This window comes from Streptomyces sp. NBC_01381 (assembly GCF_026340305.1).
In the GTDB taxonomy this organism is placed as follows: domain Bacteria; phylum Actinomycetota; class Actinomycetes; order Streptomycetales; family Streptomycetaceae; genus Streptomyces.
In genome coordinates, this window is record NZ_JAPEPI010000001.1 from 2,369,591 (window position 1) to 2,386,767 (window position 17,177).

A 17,177-nucleotide genomic window follows, 5' to 3' on the forward strand; every position below is an offset into this window, starting at 1 on the left:
GGCGTCGCCGAGACGGTCGAGTGCGGACCCCCTCGGCCGTCCCGGTCTGCCAAATTGAGTGATAAAACAAATACCGCCCCAACGTGCGCGAAATCACTGAATTCATGACATACGCCCGATGGATCGGGCCGAAAGACCTTGGATGATGGAGAGCATGCACGACCTGTCCGCCGCCCAGGCGATCCGCCAGGCGACGGCCACGGGCCGCCGCCTCACGGCGCGCTGGGCGCAGGCCCCCCGGGCCCAGGACGCGCTCACCGCGCTGAGCTGCCTGGCCCTGATGAGCCTGGACATCCCCGGCCTCGCCGAGGCGGACAACTCGCTCAACGGCCCGCTCGCCGCGCTGGTCCTCGCGCTCGGCGCCGCCTCCCTGATGCTGCGCCGCTCGGCGCCGTGGGTGACGTACGCGGTCGCCCTCGTCCTGCTCTCCTGGCTGCACGAGCTGACGCTGGCGCAGTTCGCGCTGTACTCCCTGGGCAGGTACCGGGGGCGGCTCGCCGGTGCGGTGGGTGTGCTCGGCTATGTGGCGTTCGCGTACGTCATGTTCAGCCTCCCCGGCTGGCCGGTGCACCGGGGCGACAGCCTGAGCTCCTTCCTCAGCCTGGTCGTCCCGATCGGCGTGCTTGCGGCGGGGGTCGGCGTCGCGGCCAACCGGCAGGACCTCGTCAGGGCGCTGCAGGCGCAGCGGGCCGAGACGGACGCGCTGCAGGCCGTGCAGCGGGAGCGGTCCCGTATCGCGCGGGACGTGCACGACTTCGTGGGGCGTGAGCTGACGCTGCTGAGCGTGCGCTCTCAGGTGCTGGCGCGGCGGGCCGCGGGCGGGGACTTCGAGGACGGCTTCGAGGAGCTTTCCGATACGGCGCGGTCGGCGCATCGGATGCTGAACGAGATCATCGTCCAGCGGGGCGTGGACGGTGCGCCCACGCCCGGCCTTGACGCGCTGCCGGCGTTGGTCGCGGCGAGCGAGCGGGCCGGGAGTCCGGTCGACCTGCTGGTCGATGCCGCGGCGCACCGGCTTTCGCCGATTCGGCAGGCGGCCGTGCATCGGGTGGTGCAGGAGTGTCTGACCAATGCCGCCAAGCACGCGCCGGGGGAGCGGGTGGATGTCCGTGTGCGGCTCGCGGAGGGTGAGCTGCAGATCCGCGTGCGCAACGCGCTGCCCGGCGCCGTGCCGGTGGCGCCGCCGGTGTCCTCCGGGACGGGGACGGCGGGGATGGCCGAGCGGGTCCACACGGTGGGCGGCAGCTTCTCGGCGGGGCCGAGCGGCGCGATGTACGAGGTCCTGGCCGCCCTCCCGGCCGGCGCCTAGCCCCGCCGCCCTGCTCCATCGCTCACCCGGCAGCTGGGGCTGTGCCCACCCGTTCCGCCCTGCGGAACGCCTGCCCGCAGCAAGGACGGCCGGGTGGGTGGGGGTGCGGAACGCCTGCCCGCAGCGAGGGCGGCCGGGTGGGTGGGAGTGTGGAACGCCTGCCCACAGCAAGGGAGACGGTCGGGTGGGTGGGAGTGCGGAACGCCTGCCCACAGCGATGGCGGCCGGGTTGGGACGCCTGCCCGCAGCGAGGGCGGTCGGGTGGGTGGGGGCTACGCCGCTGTCATCACCCTCTCCAACCCGTCGAAGTCCTCCACGCACTTCCCGCAGCCCAACGCCACGCTGTCCAGGGGGTCGTCCGCGGTGAACACCGGGATCCCGGTGGCCGAGGCCATGCGGAGGTCGAGGGCGGGGAGGAGGGCGCCGCCGCCGGTCAGGACGATGCCGTGTTCCATGACGTCGCCGGACAGCTCCGGCGGGCACTCCTCAAGGGTCGCCCGAACCGCGGAGATGATCGCCTCCACCGGCTCGTCCAGAGCCGCCCGCACCTCCCGCACCGTCAGCTCCACCGTCTTGGGCAGGCCGCCCACCTTCTCGCGCCCTCGTACCGTGAACGTCCGCGATTCGAAGGCGGCCGAGTCCTCACCCGGCACCGGCCACGCCGAGCCGATCGCGACCTTGATGTCCTCCGCGGTCCGCTCACCGATGAGCAGCGTGTGCTCCTTGCGGACGTAGTCCGTGATGGCGGCGTCAAGGCGGTCGCCCCCGACCCGCAGCGACTGCGCCGTGACGATCCCGCCCAGGGAGATGACGGCCACCTCCGTGGTCCCGCCCCCGATGTCGACCACCATCGAGCCCCGCGGCTCCGCGACCGGAAGACCCGCCCCGATCGCCGCCGCCATCGGCTCCTCCACCAGATGTACGGCCCGCGCCCCCGCCCGCTGCGACGCGTGCACGATCGCCCGCCGCTCGACGGGGGTGACCCCGCTCGGCACGCACACCACCATCCGCGTACGGGGACGGCGCCCCGGCACCGCCTTGCGCACGAAGTGCCTGATCATCTCCTCGGCGGCTTCGTAGTCGCTGATCACGCCGTCCCGCAGGGGGCGGATCGCGGTGATGGACCCCGGCGTACGGCCGATCGTCTCCTTGGCCTCCGTGCCGACCGCGAGGGCCGTCCGCGCCCCCTCCTTGACGGCGACCACGGACGGTTCGTTGAGCACGATGCCCTGACCGCGCACGTAGAGAAGGGTGTTCGCTGTGCCGAGGTCGATGCCTATGTCCATGATCGCCAAGTTTGCCCGGCGATCGGCGGGATGGGCGGGACTTTGGTCCTGAATCGGCAGGGCCCAAAGTCCCCACAGGTCCCGTGCGGCGCCTGGGCAGGTCCCGACGGCGGCTGTCGGTGGCGCTCCGTAGACTGAGGTACGTGAGTGACCTCCCCCAGCACGACGGCCCGCACGACAACGACGACAACGACGGTTTCGACGAGATCGTCGCCGCCGAGACCGACCGCGACCCCGACCTCGCGGTGATCGAGGCCGGCAGCCGCACCCTGCGCGCCCAGTCGGGCCCGCCGCAGGGCGACATCCCCGCCCGCCCCACCGACCCGGAGGTGGACAAGGCGCTGCGCGAGGTCGAGGCGGAGCTCGCGAGCCGCTGGGGAGAGACGAAGCTGGAGCCGTCGGTCAGCCGCATCTCCGCCCTGATGGACGTCCTGGGCGAGCCCCAGCGCGCGTACCCCTCGATCCACATCACCGGCACGAACGGCAAGACGTCCACGGCCCGCATGATCGAGGCCCTGTTCTCCGCCTTCGAGCTGCGCACCGGGCGTTACACCTCGCCCCACGTCCAGTCGATCACCGAGCGGATCAGCCTGGACGGCGCCCCCATCGAGGCCGAGCGCTTCGTGGAGACGTACAACGACATCAAGCCGTACGTCGAGATGGTCGACACTCAGCAGGAGTACAGGCTCTCCTTCTTCGAGGTCCTCACCGGCATGGCGTACGCGGCCTTCGCGGACGCCCCGGTGGACGTGGCCGTCGTCGAGGTCGGCATGGGCGGCAGCTGGGACGCGACGAACGTGATCGACGGCTCGGTCGCCGTCGTCACGCCCATCGACCTGGACCACACGGACCGCCTGGGCACCACGCCCGGCGAGATCGCCAAGGAGAAGGCCGGCATCATCAAGCCGGACGCGACGGTGATCCTGGCCCAGCAGCCGGTGGACGCGGCGCAGGTGCTCCTGAAGAAGGCCGTCGAGGTCGACGCGACGGTGGCCCGCGAGGGCCTGGAGTTCGGCGTCGTCTCCCGCACGGTGGCGGTCGGCGGCCAGCTCCTGACCCTGCGCGGCCTCGGCGGGGAGTACGAGGAAGTCTTCCTGCCGCTGCACGGCGCGTACCAGGCGCACAACGCCGCCGTGGCGCTCGCCGCGGTGGAGGCGTTCTTCGGCATCGGCTCGCAGCACGCGCGCCCGCTCGACATCGACACCATCCGCAAGGCCTTCGCCTCGGTCTCGTCGCCGGGCCGCCTGGAGGTCGTGCGCACCTCGCCGACCATCGTCCTGGACGCCGCGCACAACCCCGCGGGTGCCCGCGCCACCGCCGAGGCGATCAGCGAGGTCTTCGACTTCAGCCGCCTGATCGGCGTGGTCGCGGCGAGCGACGGCAAGGACATGAAGGGGCTGCTCGAAGCCTTCGAGCCGATCTTCGCCGAGGTCGTCATCACGCAGAACTCCAGCCATCGCGCCATGGACGCGGACGAGTTGGCCGGTATCGCCGTCGAGGTCTTCGGCGACGACCGCGTCCAGGTCGAGCCGCGCCTGCCGGACGCGCTGGAAGCCGCGATCACCCTCGCCGAGGAAGAGGGCGAGTACGCGGGCGGTGGCGTCCTGGTCACCGGCTCCGTCATCACGGTCGGCGAGGCCCGACTGCTCCTGGGGAGGGGCTGACTCCTGTGCGTACGCTCTGTGCTTCCACGCTGATCGGCGAGTTCTTCGTCATCGGTTTCGCCGGTCTGGTCGCGATGAAGGACCCGGACCTGTCCATGGGCACGGTCTGGACGGTCAGTGGCATCGCGATGCTGCTGTGCGTGCTGCTGTGCGGAATGATCACCAGGCCGGGCGGGGTGCAGCTCGGCTGGGCCCTGCAGATCGCGCTGATCGCGAGTGGGTTCGTGGTGCCGACGATGTTCTTCATGGGCGCGGTGTTCGCCGTGCTGTGGTGGGCGTCGATCCACTTCGGCAAGAAGATCGACGAGGCGAAGGCCAGGTTCGCCGCGCAGGCCGAGGCGGAAGCCGGGGCCGAGGCCGGGGCCTGAGGTAACGCGGCGTAGTGGGTCCCGGTATCGTGCCGGGCATCCCACGTCGTAGTTAACTGCTTGGAGCCGCACATGACCCAGCGCACTCTCGTCCTGCTCAAGCCCGACGCCGTCCGGCGCGGACTGATCGGCGAGATCATCGGCCGTATCGAGCGCAAGGCGGGCTGGACGATCTCCGCGCTCGAGCTGCGCTCGCTCGACCAGGAGACGCTGGAGCTGCACTACGGCGAGCACAAGGGCAAGCCGTTCTACGAGCCGCTGGTCGACTTCATGTCGTCGGGCCCGGTCGTCGCGCTCGTCGTCGAGGGCGAGCGTGTCATCGAGGGCGTGCGCTCCCTCGCCGGCCCGACCGACCCGATCGCCGCTGCCCCGGGCTCCATCCGCGGCGACTTCGGCACCATCGTCCGGGAGAACCTGATCCACGCATCGGACTCCGAGGACTCCGCCGAGCGCGAGCTGAAGATTTTCTTCCCGGGTGTCGCCTAGCCCGCGTTGCGTAAAGAATCGCGTAAATACTTCTGACGCGTCGTCAGCAGGGTGCCCGCCCTGACCAGGGGTGGCCGAGGAAAAATCGGCCGCCCCTTGGCATATGCACCCCCATTGGGGGAACCCGTGCCCCCGATGGCACGTCTCCAGAAGCGGGACGGCTCATCATCTGCTGACATTGGCGAAGACCCTAGCGCTGTGTTCGTGCAGGCGAGACTACGATGGAAGCCTCCACGCCACACAGCACCCACCTCGCCTACCTAAAAAGCCATCAGACGCTCCAGGGAAGGCCAGACGCATCCTCATGGGGAACAACATGTCGTTCATCGGCCGTGACATGGCTGTCGACCTCGGGACCGCCAACACGCTGGTGTACGTCAGGGGTCGAGGGATCGTTCTCAACGAACCGTCCGTCGTCGCGATCAACACCAACACCGGTGGCATCCTCGCTGTCGGCGCCGAAGCCAAGAAGATGATCGGTCGCACGCCGGGCAACATCGTCGCCGTGCGTCCACTGAAGGACGGCGTCATCGCCGACTTCGAGATCACCGAGCGGATGCTCCGCTACTTCATCCTGAAGATCCACAAGCGGCGCTATCTCGCCCGCCCGCGGGTCGTCGTCTGTGTGCCCTCCGGCATCACCGGAGTCGAGCGCCGCGCCGTCATCGAGGCCTCCTCGCAGGCGGGTGCGCGCCAGGTGCACATCATCGAGGAGCCCATGGCCGCGGCCATCGGCTCCGGCCTGCCGGTCCACGAGGCCACCGGCAACATGGTGGTGGACATCGGCGGCGGCACCACCGAGGTCGCCGTCATCTCGCTCGGCGGAATCGTCACGGCACAGTCCATCCGTGTCGCGGGCGACGAGCTGGACAACGCGATCATCCAGCACATCAAGAAGGAGTACTCCCTCCTCCTCGGCGAGCGCACGGCCGAGCAGATCAAGATCACCATCGGTTCGGCGTACGACATGGACGCCGACGAGCACACCGAGATCCGCGGCCGGGACCTGGTCTCCGGGCTGCCCAAGACCGTCGTCATCTCGGCCGCCGAGGTCCGCAAGGCCATCGAGGAGCCGGTCAACGCGATCGTCGACGCGGTCAAGACGACCCTCGACAAGTGCCCGCCGGAGCTGTCCGGCGACGTGATGGACCGCGGCATCGTTCTCACGGGTGGCGGCGCGCTGCTGCGCGGGCTCGACGAGCGGCTCCGTCGCGAGACGGGCATGCCGATCCACATTGCCGAGGACCCGCTGGACAGCGTGGCGCTCGGCTCTGGCAAGTGCGTCGAGGAGTTCGAGGCGCTGCAGCAGGTGCTTGACGCCCAGCCGCGCAGATGATCTGACGCGAAAAGGTCCGCCGTACGAGTGCCTGCCATCTCGTGCGGCGGATCGTTGATATAGAGGCAAGGCATAACAATTCCGCGGCGTCCGCAGACGCCGCGGATTCCGATTGCTTAGATTTGTGCAGAGTTACGCACACTTGCTCCGCACAGTTGCTCAGAATTCCAAGGATTTCCAACTGAGGAAGGCACGGCCGCCGCACGTGAGGGACACACGAGAGAGCCGGCTGCTCCTGGTGCTGCTGATCGCCATCGCGTTCGCTTTGATCACGGTGGACATCCGCGGTGGCGAGGACTCGCCGGTCGACGGTGCCCGCCAGGCCGCCGCCACGGTCTTCGGCCCGGTCGAGGAGGGGGTCTCCACGGCCGTCGACCCGATCGGCAACGCCATCGGCGCGGTCCGGGACTCCGGCGACCGGCATGACCGGATCGCCGAACTCGAGCGTCAGAACGCCGCGTTGAAGGCGAAGCTCGGCAGCGACAACCGCAACCGCAGCCGCGTCAGACAGCTGGACAGCATGCTGAAGAAGGCCGGCGCCGGCCAGTACGGCATCAAGGGCGCCGAGGTCATCGGCATAGGAGCGGCCCAGGGCTTCTCCTGGACCGTGACGATCGACGCCGGCGCGAACGACGGAATCAAGCGCGACATGACCGTCCTGAACGGCGACGGTCTGGTCGGCCGCGTCACCACCGTCGGCCCCGGCACCGCGACCGTCCTGCTCGCCAACGACCCCGATTTCACCGTCGGCACCCGTATGGAGAAGACCGACGAGCTCGGCTTCGCCACCGGACAGGGCGACCGCCCGCTGTCGGTGCAGATGCTCAACGGCAAGGCCAAGGTCAAGAAGGGCGACCGTCTGGTCACCTTCGGCTCGCAGAAGGACAAGCCGTTCGTGCCGGGCGTACCGGTCGGCGAGGTCGTCCGCGTAGACCCGTCCGGCGGCGACCTGACGCGCAACATCTACATCAAGCCGTACGTCGGCTTCACCAAGCTGGACATCGTCGGCGTCGTCGTCGAAGCGCCCCGCGAGGACCCGCGCGACACGGTCCTGCCGTCCAAGCCCGCGAAGCCCAAGCCGACGCCCACGGTGACCGTCACGGCCACCCCGTCGGGGCAGCCCCCGGCCGACGGCGTCGACAACGGCAACGAGCAGTAGGAGATCCGGACCCATGCGCTTCAACCGAATCCTGCTCTCCAGCACCCTGGTCGTCGTGGCCCTCGTCATCCAGGTCAGCGTCCTCGCGCGGCTGCAACTGCCGGGCGCCGTCCCGGACCTGGTGCTGCTCACGGTGCTCGGCCTCGCCCTGGTCTACGGCCATGTGGGCGGCGCCCTCATCGGCTTCGGGGCCGGACTGCTCTCCGATCTCGCGCCGCCGGCCGACCACGCCGCCGGGCGGTACGCCCTGGTGCTCTGCGTCGTCGGCTATCTCGCGGGCCTGGCCAAGCCGGAGACCGGACGGCTCCGGTCCGCCACAGGGCCGCTCGTCGTGGTCGTCGGCGCCGCCATCGGATCGACGCTGCTTTACGCGGGTGTGGGCGCCCTCGTCGGGGACACCGCCGCCCGCCATGTGGGCCTGGGCGGGCTGCTCTTCACGGCCGCCCTGTACGACCTGCTGCTCGCGCCGTTCACGGTGCCGCTGATCATCGCGCTCGCCCGGCGCGCCGACAACGATCCGCTGGGGGAGAGCTCCTCCGGCGCCAAGGCCACCGACGTCTCCGAGGGATGGCTCTCCTCCGGTACCGGTCTGCGCATCGGCAATCAGCGCGGCGGCCTGCGGATGAAGGCGGCCAAGGCCCGCGTCGCGCGCGCCGGACGCATCAAGGGGGTCAAGCGCCTGTGAGGGCTCGGAACTTCACGCCCGGCTTCACCTTCAGGGGAGGGGAGAAGTGACCAACATCCCGGAGACCGGACGGACCCCACGGGTCCAGATCCGCCTCGTCGTCATCCAGATCCTCGTACTCTCCCTCCTGCTCACCCTCGGCGGCCGCCTCTGGTACCTCCAGGTCCGCAACGGCGATGAGTACGCCAAGGAAGCCTCCGGCAACCACGTCCAGCAGGTCGTCCAGCCCGCCGTGCGCGGCTCGATCCTCGACGCCCGCGGCGTCCCGATCGCCGACAACGAGACCCGTCTGGTCGTCTCCGCGTCCCGCACCGACCTGATGAAGATGAAGGACGACGGCAAGGCGGTCCTCGCCAAGCTCGCGGACGTCCTCGGCATGAGCGCGAAGGACGTCGGCGAGAAGGTCCGCCTCTGCGACTCCGAGACCCCGCAGCCCTGCTGGAACGGCTCGCCCTACCAGCCGATCCCGATCACCGACGAGGCGTCGCCCAAGCAGGCCCTGCAGATCCGCGAGCGCTCCGAGGACTTCCCCGGCATCACCGCGGAGCCCACGGCCGTCCGCCGCTACGCCGCCCCCGGCAAGTCCAACACCGCGCAGGTGCTCGGCTATCTCTCGCCCGTCACCGACGAGGAGATCAAGAAGGCCGAGAACACCGACTCGCCGTTCCTCCGCTCCGACCAGGTCGGCCGCTCCGGCCTTGAGCGGACGTACGACGCCCAGCTGCGCGGCAAGGCGGGCGTCACCCGCTACGAGGTCGACAAGCTCGGCCGCGTCCTCGGCAAGGCCAAGGACGACCCGACCGAGCCGGGCGCGAACGTCGTCACCAGCATCGACGCGCGCGTGCAGGCCCTGTCCGAGTACTGGCTCAACGACGCGATGAAGAAGGCCCGCAAGGAGCTCGACAGGAACACCAACGAGAACTACAAGGCCGACGCGGGCGCCGTCGTCGTCATGGAGAACAAGACCGGACGCATCGTCTCCATGGCGTCCAACCCGGACTACGACCCGAACGCCTGGGTCGGCGGCATCTCCGGCAAGGACTACACGAAGCTCACCGGCAAGAAGTCCAACTACCCGCTCCTGAATCGCGCCATCCAGGGGCAGGCGGCCCCCGGCTCGATCTTCAAGGTCATCCCGACCACGGCGGCGGTCAACGCGGGCTACGACTTCAACGGGAGCTATCCCTGCCCCAGCTCGTACTCCGTCGGCGGCCAGGTCTTCAAGAACTTCGAGTCCAAGGGCCACGGCTCCATCACGCTCGGCCAGGCCCTCGAAGTGTCCTGCGACACCGTCTTCTACAAGCTCTCGCACGACCAGTGGATCAAGGACGGCGGCATCAAGCCGAAGAGGGACGCCAAGGACTGGTTCTACAAGACCGCCCACCAGTTCGGCCTCGGCAAGGAGACCGGCATCGACCTGCCGAACGAGGTCACCGGACGCGTCCCGGACCGCCAGTGGAAGAAGGACTACTGGAAGGCCAACAAGGACGGCTGGTGCAAGCAGGGCAAGAAGGGCGGTGACTACGTCGAGAAGATCGCGTACGAGAACTGCCTCGAAGGCATGAAGATGCGCGCCGGTGACTCGGTCAACTACGCCATCGGACAGGGCGACACCCTCGTCACGCCGATACAGATGGCGACGATCTACTCCGCCATCGCCAACGGCGGCACCATGTACGACCCCACCGTCGGCAAGGCGATCATCAGCGCCGACGGCAAGCGGGTCGAGGAGATCGCGCCGAAGTCGCACGGCAAGCTGCCCATGAACGAGAAGACGCGCACCGACATAGACGGTGCCCTCGCCGACGTGGCGACCAAGGGAACGGCCGCCTGGCGGTTCGGCGGCTGGCCGCAGGACAAGATCCCGATGCACGCCAAGACGGGTACGGCGGAGGTCTACGGCAAGCAGACCACCTCGTGGTTCGCGACGTACACCAATGACTACACGATCGTGATGACGATCTCCCAGGGTGGTACGGGTTCCGGAGCCTCGGGACCCGCCGTCCGCAAGATCTACGACGGCATCTACGGCCTGGACGAGGACGGCAACCAGGACCTGAAGAAGGCGCTGCTTCCGCAGCCGCAGAAGAACCTGCCGAAGATCGAGAAGGACGGTTCGATCGACTCCCCGAAGATCAAGCCGTACAAGCCGGAGGCCCCCAAGCCGCCGAAGGAGCAGCAGGAACTGGCGGGCCCGCCCGCGAACTGGAGGCGTGACTAGTGGCCGGCAACAATGGCTTCTCCGTCCCCGGCTACGGTCCCGAGCGCTCCAAGGCGTCGATCGCCCGCCTGTTCGCCCGCGACTCGATGCTGCGCAGGCTCGACTGGCCGATACTGCTCTCGGCGCTCGCGCTCTCCGCGATCGGCTCCGCGCTCGTCTACTCGGCCACCCGCAACCGCACCGAGCTGGTCGGCGACGACCCGTACGCCTTCGCGCTCAAGCACCTCCTGAACATCGGCATCGGGATCGTCCTGATGGCCGGCACGATCTGGCTCGGCCACCGCACGCTGCGCACGGCCGTGCCGATCCTCTACGGCATCTCGGTCTTCCTGGTGCTGCTCGTGCTGACCCCGCTCGGCGCGACCATCAACGGCGCGCACGCGTGGATCGTGATCGGCGGCGGCCTCTCGCTGCAGCCCTCCGAGTTCGTGAAGATCACGATCATCCTGGGCATGGCGATGCTGCTCGCGGCGCGGGTCGACGCGGGCGACCGGGTCCACCCCGACCACCGCACGGTCGTCCAGGCCCTCGGTCTGGCCGTCGTACCGATACTGATCGTGCTCCTCATGCCCGACCTCGGGTCGGTCATGGTGATGGCGATGATCGTGCTCGGCGTGCTGCTCGCATCCGGCGCGTCCAACCGCTGGGTCTTCGGACTCCTCGGCACGGGCGCGGCGGGCGCGGTCGCCGTCTGGCAGCTCGGCGTCCTGGACGACTACCAGATCGCCCGCTTCGCGGCCTTCGCCAACCCCGCGCTCGACCCGGCGGGCGTCGGCTACAACACCAACCAGGCGCGCATCGCGATCGGCTCCGGCGGCCTGACCGGCACCGGCCTGTTCAAGGGCTCGCAGACCACCGGCCAGTTCGTGCCCGAGCAGCAGACGGACTTCGTCTTCACCGTCGCGGGCGAGGAGCTCGGCTTCCTGGGCGCGGGCCTCATCCTGGTCCTGCTCGGCGTCCTGCTCTGGCGGGCCTGCCGCATCGCCCGCGAGACGACCGAGCTGTACGGCACGATCGTCGCCGCCGGGATCATCGCCTGGTTCGCCTTCCAGGCCTTCGAGAACATCGGGATGACGCTCGGCATCATGCCGGTGGCGGGGCTTCCGCTGCCCTTTGTGTCGTACGGAGGATCATCGATGTTCGCGGTCTGGGTGGCCGTCGGGCTGCTCCAGTCGATCAAGGTGCAACGGCCATTGTCGGCCTAGCGCCGTCCTGGGGCTGCCCAGGGTTCCGTTTCGCGTCTAGATTCGGTTCATGGGGCAGACGAAGCGGGAGATCGAGCGGAAGTACGACGTCGCGGCGCCGCACCCGGCGCTGCCCGACCTGACCGGCGTCGCCGGGATCGCGAACGTCGTCGACAAAGGTGTCGTCGACCTGGACGCCGTCTACTACGACACGGCCGACCAGCTCCTGCTCGCCGACTCGATCACGCTGCGCCGCCGCTCCGGCGGCGACGACGCGGGCTGGCACCTGAAGCTGCCGGTGTCGCTCGCCGAAGGCGTACGGGACGAGATCCACGCCCCGCTCTCCGAGACGGTGCCGCGCGCACTGTCCGGCATGGTGCGCTCCCGGGTCCGCGAGGCCGAACTCGTCCCCGTCGTACGCCTGTTGTCCGCGCGGGACCTGCGCCATCTCGTGGACGACAAGGGCGCACTGCTCGCCGAGCTCAGCATCGACCGCGTACGCGCCGAGCGGCTCACCGAGGGCGGCGGCACCGCCGAGTGGGCCGAGATCGAGGTGGAACTGGCGGACGACGCGGACCCCGCGCTGCTCGACAAGGTCGAGAAGAAGCTGCGCAAGACGGGCGTGGAACGCTCGGCGTCGACGTCGAAGCTGGCCAAGGCGATCGCGGCGACGGCGCCGAAGGGGCGTAAGACCACGAAGTCCGGGAAGAAGGGCGAGGCCTTCATGGGCGTCGACGTCCCCGTCACCGCCGGTGACCACGTCCTCGCCTACCTCCGTGCCCAGCGCGACGCCCTCGTCGCCCTCGACCCCGCCGTGCGCCGCGACCTGCCGGACTCCGTGCACCAGATGCGGGTCGCCACGCGACGCATGCGCAGCGCCTTCCGCTCGTACGGAAAGATCGTCGACCGCACCGTCACCGACCCGATCGGCGACGAGCTGAAGTGGCTCGCGGCCGAGCTCGGCGTCGACCGGGACCAGGAGGTCCTGACCGAGCGGCTCACGGCCCGCATCGCCGCGCTGCCCCGCACGCTCCTGCTCGGCCCCGTGCGCGGACGCCTGCGCATCTGGACCGCCGCCCGCCGCAGCGGCTCGCGGCGCAGGACCGTCGCCGTGCTCGACGGGAAGCGGTACCTGGCGCTCCTGGAGTCCGTCGACGCGCTGCTCGCCGACCCCCCGCTGCGCAAGGCCGCCGCGGCGCCCCCGGCCGACGCCCTCCCCAAGGCCGTGCTGAAGGACCACGACCGCCTCGCCGCCCGCATCGAGCACGCCCTCGCGCTGCCGCCCGGCGAGGAGCGCGACCTGGCGATGCACGAGGCCCGCAAGGCCGCCAAGCGCGCCCGGTACGCGGGCGAGGCGGCGACGCCCGCGCTCGGCAAGCCCGCCAAGCGGTTCGCCCGGCGCGCGAAGGACGTCCAGAGCGTGCTCGGCGACCACCAGGACAGCGTGGTGGCCCGCGAGGCGCTGCGGAACCTGGCGATCCAGGCGCACGCGGCGGGCGAGACGGCCTTCACCTGGGGACTCCTGTACGGCCAGGAGGAGGCCACCGCCGCGGAACGCGAGCGGGAGCTGCCGGAGGTGTGGGCCCGGGCCTCGCGGCCGAAACTTCGGGCGGCACTGGGAAGCTGAGCGCCGGGGTACGCTTGATGGTCACCCCTGCCAGCTCATGAGAGACGCCGAGATGCCTGTCGAGTCCGTCTTCCCACGCCTGGAAGCGCTTCTCCCGCACGTCCAGAAGCCCATCCAGTACGTCGGCGGAGAGCTCAACTCCACCGTCAAGGACTGGGACGCATGCGACGTCCGCTGGGCGCTCATGTACCCCGACGCGTACGAGGTCGGGCTGCCCAACCAGGGCGTCATGATCCTTTACGAGGTACTGAACGAGCGCGATGGCGTCCTCGCCGAGCGCACGTACAGCGTGTGGCCCGACCTCGAAGAGCTGATGCGGGAGCACAAGGTCCCGCAGTTCACCGTGGACAGCCACCGCCCCGTCGGCGCCTTCGACGTCTTCGGGCTCAGCTTCTCCACCGAGCTCGGCTACACGAACATGCTCACGGCCCTCGACCTGGCCGGGATTCCCCTGGAGTCCAAGAACCGCACGGTCGACGACCCGATCGTCCTCGCCGGCGGGCACGCGGCCTTCAACCCCGAGCCGATCGCGGAGTTCATCGACTGCGCGGTCATCGGCGACGGCGAGCAGGCCGTGCTCGACATGACGGCGATCATCCGCGAGTGGAAGGCCGAGGGCCGCCCCGGCGGCCGCGAGGAAGTCCTCTTCCGCCTCGCGCGCACCGGTTCGGTGTACGTCCCCGGGTTCTACGACGTCGAGTACCTCCCGGACGGGCGGATCGGCCGCGTCGTACCGAACAAGTCGGGTGTCCCGTGGCGCGTGTCCAAGCACACCGTCATGGACCTGGACGAGTGGCCCTACCCGAAGCAGCCCCTCGTGCCGCTCGCGGAGACCGTCCACGAGCGCATGTCCGTCGAGATCTTCCGCGGCTGCACCCGCGGCTGCCGCTTCTGCCAGGCTGGCATGATCACGCGCCCCGTGCGGGAGCGAAGCATCACCGGCATCGGCGACATGGTGGAGAAGGGCCTCAAGGCCACCGGCTTCGAAGAGGTCGGGCTGCTCTCCCTCTCCTCCGCGGACCACACCGAGATCGCGGACGTCGCCAAGGGCCTCGCCGACCGGTACGAGGAGGACAAGATCGGCCTGTCCCTCCCCTCGACCCGCGTCGACGCCTTCAACATCGACCTGGCGAACGAGCTGACCAGGAACGGCCGCCGTTCGGGCCTGACCTTCGCCCCCGAGGGCGGCAGCGAGCGGATGCGGAAGGTCATCAACAAGATGGTCTCCGAGGAGGACCTGATCCGCACCGTCGCGACCGCGTACGGCAACGGCTGGCGCCAGGTCAAGCTGTACTTCATGCTCGGCCTGCCCACCGAGACCGACGAGGACGTCCTGCAGATCGCGGACATGGCGGCGAACGTCATCGCCAAGGGCCGCGAGGTCGCGGGCCACGACATCCGCTGCACGGTCTCCATCGGCGGCTTCGTGCCCAAGCCGCACACGCCCTTCCAGTGGGCCCCGCAGCTGTCGGCCGAGGAGACGGACGCCCGCCTCACCAAGCTGCGCGACAAGATCCGCGGCGACAAGAAGTACGGCCGCTCGATCGGCTTCCGCTACCACGACGGCAAGCCCGGCATCGTCGAAGGCCTGCTCTCGCGCGGTGACCGCCGCATCGGCTCCGTCATCCGCGCCGTGTACGAGGACGGCGGCCGCTTCGACGGCTGGCGCGAGCACTTCAGCTACGACCGCTGGATGGCCTGCGCCGAGAAGACGCTGCCGGACTTCGGCGTGGACGTCGACTGGTACACGACGCGTGAGCGCACGTACGAGGAAGTCCTGCCCTGGGACCACCTGGACTCCGGTCTCGACAAGGACTGGCTCTGGGACGACTGGCAGGACTCGCTCGACGAGACCGAGGTCGAGGACTGCCGCTGGACCCCGTGCTTCGACTGCGGCGTGTGCCCGCAGATGCAGACCGAGATCCAGATCGGCCCGACCGGCAAGAAGCTGCTTCCGCTGTCGGTAGTGAAGTAAGTGACGCACCCGAGGCCGGTGGACGGGGCGGTTGGTCCTCGACTCGCCCTGCCCACCGGCCTCGTGCATCTCTCCTTCGTCGCCGCGATGGAGGAGTTCCGCGCCGAGGGGCGCGGCGGCGATGACGACGACACCACGCTCGGCCGGACCCTGCGCGACTACGGCGACAAGTGGCACGACCCGGTGGTCTTCGAGCGCTACGTCTGCGAGGTCCGCGCCGCCGCCCGCCCCGCCGAGCCGCTCTCCGTCCCCGTCACGACCCTCTGGTACGCGGACGGGACCGACTACTTCGGCCGGCTCGCCATCCGGCATCACGTCGGCACGCGCTTCCTGCGTGAGTACGGCGGCCACATCGGCTACGACGTACGCCCCACCGCCCGCCGCCGCGGCCACGCCACGGCGATGCTGATCGACTCTCTTCCGTACGCCCGTGAACTGGGCCTGGAATCCGTCCTGGTGACCTGCGACACCGACAACACCGGTTCGCGCAAGGTGATCGAGGCCGCGGGCGGCGTCTTCGAGGACGAGCGGGGCGGAAAGCTCCGTTACTGGGTCGGTACCGGCACGCGGCCGAATTCACCGAACCAGCACCCGCACTGACGCGTCTAGGACGGCATGGACCTGGAAAAACGGCCTCCCCGGCAAGAGAGTGCGCCGGAGCCGAGGCAGGCCGAGGGATGTCTCGCGGTCGCGATCCGCATTCCGGTGCGGATCGTCGTGCTGGTGCTCGTCGTCCCGGTGCGTCTGGTGTGGGACGCGCTCGCCGCCTGCGGGCGCTTCGTGTACTTCAGAGGGCTGCGGCCGGTGGGCCGCGCGTTCGCCTGGCTGGGGCGGACGCTGATCGTGACGCCGCTGGAGTGGCTGTTCAAGGCGCTGTTCGTGTGGCCGTGGGTGGGTCTTTGGCGGTACGTGCTCGTGCCGGTCGGCCGGGGTCTCGGCTGGCTGGGGCGCGTGCTCGTCGTCGTACCCGCGATGTGGCTGTACGCCTCCGTCCTCACCCCGCTCGGGCACGGCATCGCCTGGTGTGTGCGCGGCACGGGCGCCGCGCTGGCGTGGCTGGGGCGGACACTCTTCGTGATCCCGGCCGTGTGGCTGTACCGGTCGGTGCTGACGCCGATCGGGCATGGCGTCACCTGGCTCGCGCGGGCGATCGGCGCCGGGCTCGCGGCCACGGGGCGCGGCATCGGCATCGGTGTGATGTGGCTGCTCAAGGCGCTGTTCGTGTGGCCGTGGGTGGGTCTTTGGCGGTACGTGCTCGTGCCGGTCGGCCGGGGGCTCGGCTGGCTGGGGCGCGTGCTCGTCGTCGTACCCGCGATGTGGTTGTACGAGTCCGTCCTCACCCCGCTCGGACACGGCATCGCGTGGCTGGGGCGCGGCATCGGGACCGTACTGCGCTGGATTTTTGTCGTGCCCGCCGTCGCCGTGTGGCGCTGGGTGCTGGTGCCCGTCGGGCGCGCCATCGGTGTCGTCCTGCACGAGATCGGAGCGGCGCTCGGGCACGCCTGGCGGGTGGCGGGGCATGTGTCGCGGGCCGTGTGGCGGTTCATCGGCAGGGTCCTGCGGTGGGTCTTCGTCGACCCGGTGCGGTGGGTCTACCGCACCGTCCTCACACCCGTCGGGCACGTCCTGCGCGACGGGGTCTGGCGGCCCGCCGTCCAGGCCGCGAAGGAGGCAGGACGCGCCACCCGGCAGGCCATCGCATCGGCGCGCCGCAGTGTGCGCGAGGCACGGGCCGACGTACGACGGATGCTGTTCGGGGCACCGCGCGAGCCCGAACCGGTGCCGGTGCCCGAGGCCCGGCGGGAACCACATCCGGCCGAGGCACGTACTCTAGGTAGCAGTACGACCGCACTCACGAAGGACTGAACGACACTGGG

General features: G+C 69.9%; 14 protein-coding genes. 13 read left to right on the forward strand and 1 reads right to left on the reverse strand.

Going from position 1 to position 17,177, the window contains the following annotated elements; genetic code table 11:
• Window positions 1-154: 154 nt before the first annotated feature.
• Window positions 155-1,309 (forward strand): sensor histidine kinase, encoded by a 1,155-nt coding sequence (locus OG453_RS11235; protein WP_266866983.1) that lies wholly within the window; start codon window positions 155-157, stop codon window positions 1,307-1,309.
• A 272-nt stretch (window positions 1,310-1,581) separates the two neighbouring features.
• On the opposite strand, the gene OG453_RS11240 is transcribed toward OG453_RS11235, so the two are convergent.
• Entirely contained in the window at window positions 1,582-2,595 is a 1,014-nt protein-coding gene (locus OG453_RS11240) for a rod shape-determining protein (RefSeq protein WP_266866985.1), read from the reverse strand.
• 143 nt (window positions 2,596-2,738) lie between these two features.
• On the opposite strand from OG453_RS11240, the gene OG453_RS11245 reads away from it, so the two are divergent.
• The 12 genes from OG453_RS11245 to OG453_RS11300 all read left to right on the forward strand — a co-directional run bounded on the left by OG453_RS11245 (window position 2,739) and on the right by OG453_RS11300 (window position 17,166).
• Entirely contained in the window at window positions 2,739-4,259 is a 1,521-nt protein-coding gene (locus OG453_RS11245) for a folylpolyglutamate synthase/dihydrofolate synthase family protein (protein WP_266866987.1), read from the forward strand.
• Between the two features lie 5 nt (window positions 4,260-4,264).
• On the forward strand, window positions 4,265-4,627 hold the full coding sequence (locus OG453_RS11250; protein ID WP_266866989.1) for a DUF4233 domain-containing protein: 363 nt from the start codon (window positions 4,265-4,267) through the stop codon (window positions 4,625-4,627).
• Between the two features lie 72 nt (window positions 4,628-4,699).
• Complete coding sequence (gene ndk / locus OG453_RS11255) at window positions 4,700-5,113, forward strand: nucleoside-diphosphate kinase (protein WP_266866991.1); 414 nt, start codon at window positions 4,700-4,702, stop codon at window positions 5,111-5,113.
• Between the two features lie 316 nt (window positions 5,114-5,429).
• Complete coding sequence (locus OG453_RS11260) at window positions 5,430-6,449, forward strand: rod shape-determining protein (protein WP_030362602.1); 1,020 nt, start codon at window positions 5,430-5,432, stop codon at window positions 6,447-6,449.
• 205 nt (window positions 6,450-6,654) lie between these two features.
• Window positions 6,655-7,608, forward strand: coding sequence for a rod shape-determining protein MreC (gene mreC / locus OG453_RS11265; RefSeq protein WP_266866993.1), 954 nt, complete (start codon window positions 6,655-6,657; stop codon window positions 7,606-7,608).
• A 13-nt stretch (window positions 7,609-7,621) separates the two neighbouring features.
• The gene (gene mreD, locus OG453_RS11270) at window positions 7,622-8,293 is read left to right on the forward strand and encodes a rod shape-determining protein MreD (RefSeq protein ID WP_266866994.1); all 672 of its coding nucleotides are present in this window, start codon (window positions 7,622-7,624) and stop codon (window positions 8,291-8,293) included.
• A 46-nt stretch (window positions 8,294-8,339) separates the two neighbouring features.
• Window positions 8,340-10,514 carry a penicillin-binding protein 2 gene (mrdA, locus tag OG453_RS11275; protein ID WP_266866996.1) on the forward strand — a complete coding sequence of 725 codons (2,175 nt, stop codon included), beginning with the start codon at window positions 8,340-8,342 and terminating at the stop codon, window positions 10,512-10,514.
• On the forward strand, window positions 10,514-11,719 hold the full coding sequence (rodA, locus tag OG453_RS11280) for a rod shape-determining protein RodA (RefSeq protein ID WP_266866998.1): 1,206 nt from the start codon (window positions 10,514-10,516) through the stop codon (window positions 11,717-11,719). Before mrdA ends, rodA begins: the two co-directional genes overlap by 1 nt.
• A 49-nt stretch (window positions 11,720-11,768) precedes the next feature.
• A complete protein-coding gene (locus OG453_RS11285; protein WP_266867000.1) occupies window positions 11,769-13,325 on the forward strand; it encodes a CYTH and CHAD domain-containing protein in 1,557 nt (518 codons plus the stop codon).
• Window positions 13,326-13,377: 52 nt separating this feature from the next.
• The gene (locus OG453_RS11290; protein WP_266867001.1) at window positions 13,378-15,300 is read left to right on the forward strand and encodes a TIGR03960 family B12-binding radical SAM protein; all 1,923 of its coding nucleotides are present in this window, start codon (window positions 13,378-13,380) and stop codon (window positions 15,298-15,300) included.
• The gene (locus tag OG453_RS11295) at window positions 15,301-15,900 is read left to right on the forward strand and encodes a GNAT family N-acetyltransferase (RefSeq protein ID WP_323178626.1); all 600 of its coding nucleotides are present in this window, start codon (window positions 15,301-15,303) and stop codon (window positions 15,898-15,900) included.
• Between the two features lie 15 nt (window positions 15,901-15,915).
• Complete coding sequence (locus tag OG453_RS11300) at window positions 15,916-17,166, forward strand: hypothetical protein (RefSeq protein ID WP_266867003.1); 1,251 nt, start codon at window positions 15,916-15,918, stop codon at window positions 17,164-17,166.
• Window positions 17,167-17,177 lie beyond the last annotated feature (11 nt).

Coding starts and splice junctions, on each gene's coding strand:
- OG453_RS11240 (WP_266866985.1), bottom strand. CDS start 2,595: ATGGACATAGGCATCGACCTCGGCACAGCGAACACCCTTCTCTACGTG.
- OG453_RS11285 (WP_266867000.1), top strand. CDS start 11,769: ATGGGGCAGACGAAGCGGGAGATCGAGCGGAAGTACGACGTCGCGGCG.
- OG453_RS11260 (WP_030362602.1), top strand. CDS start 5,430: ATGTCGTTCATCGGCCGTGACATGGCTGTCGACCTCGGGACCGCCAAC.
- ndk (WP_266866991.1), top strand. CDS start 4,700: ATGACCCAGCGCACTCTCGTCCTGCTCAAGCCCGACGCCGTCCGGCGC.
- OG453_RS11235 (WP_266866983.1), top strand. CDS start 155: ATGCACGACCTGTCCGCCGCCCAGGCGATCCGCCAGGCGACGGCCACG.
- OG453_RS11300 (WP_266867003.1), top strand. CDS start 15,916: ATGGACCTGGAAAAACGGCCTCCCCGGCAAGAGAGTGCGCCGGAGCCG.
- mreD (WP_266866994.1), top strand. CDS start 7,622: ATGCGCTTCAACCGAATCCTGCTCTCCAGCACCCTGGTCGTCGTGGCC.
- OG453_RS11290 (WP_266867001.1), top strand. CDS start 13,378: ATGCCTGTCGAGTCCGTCTTCCCACGCCTGGAAGCGCTTCTCCCGCAC.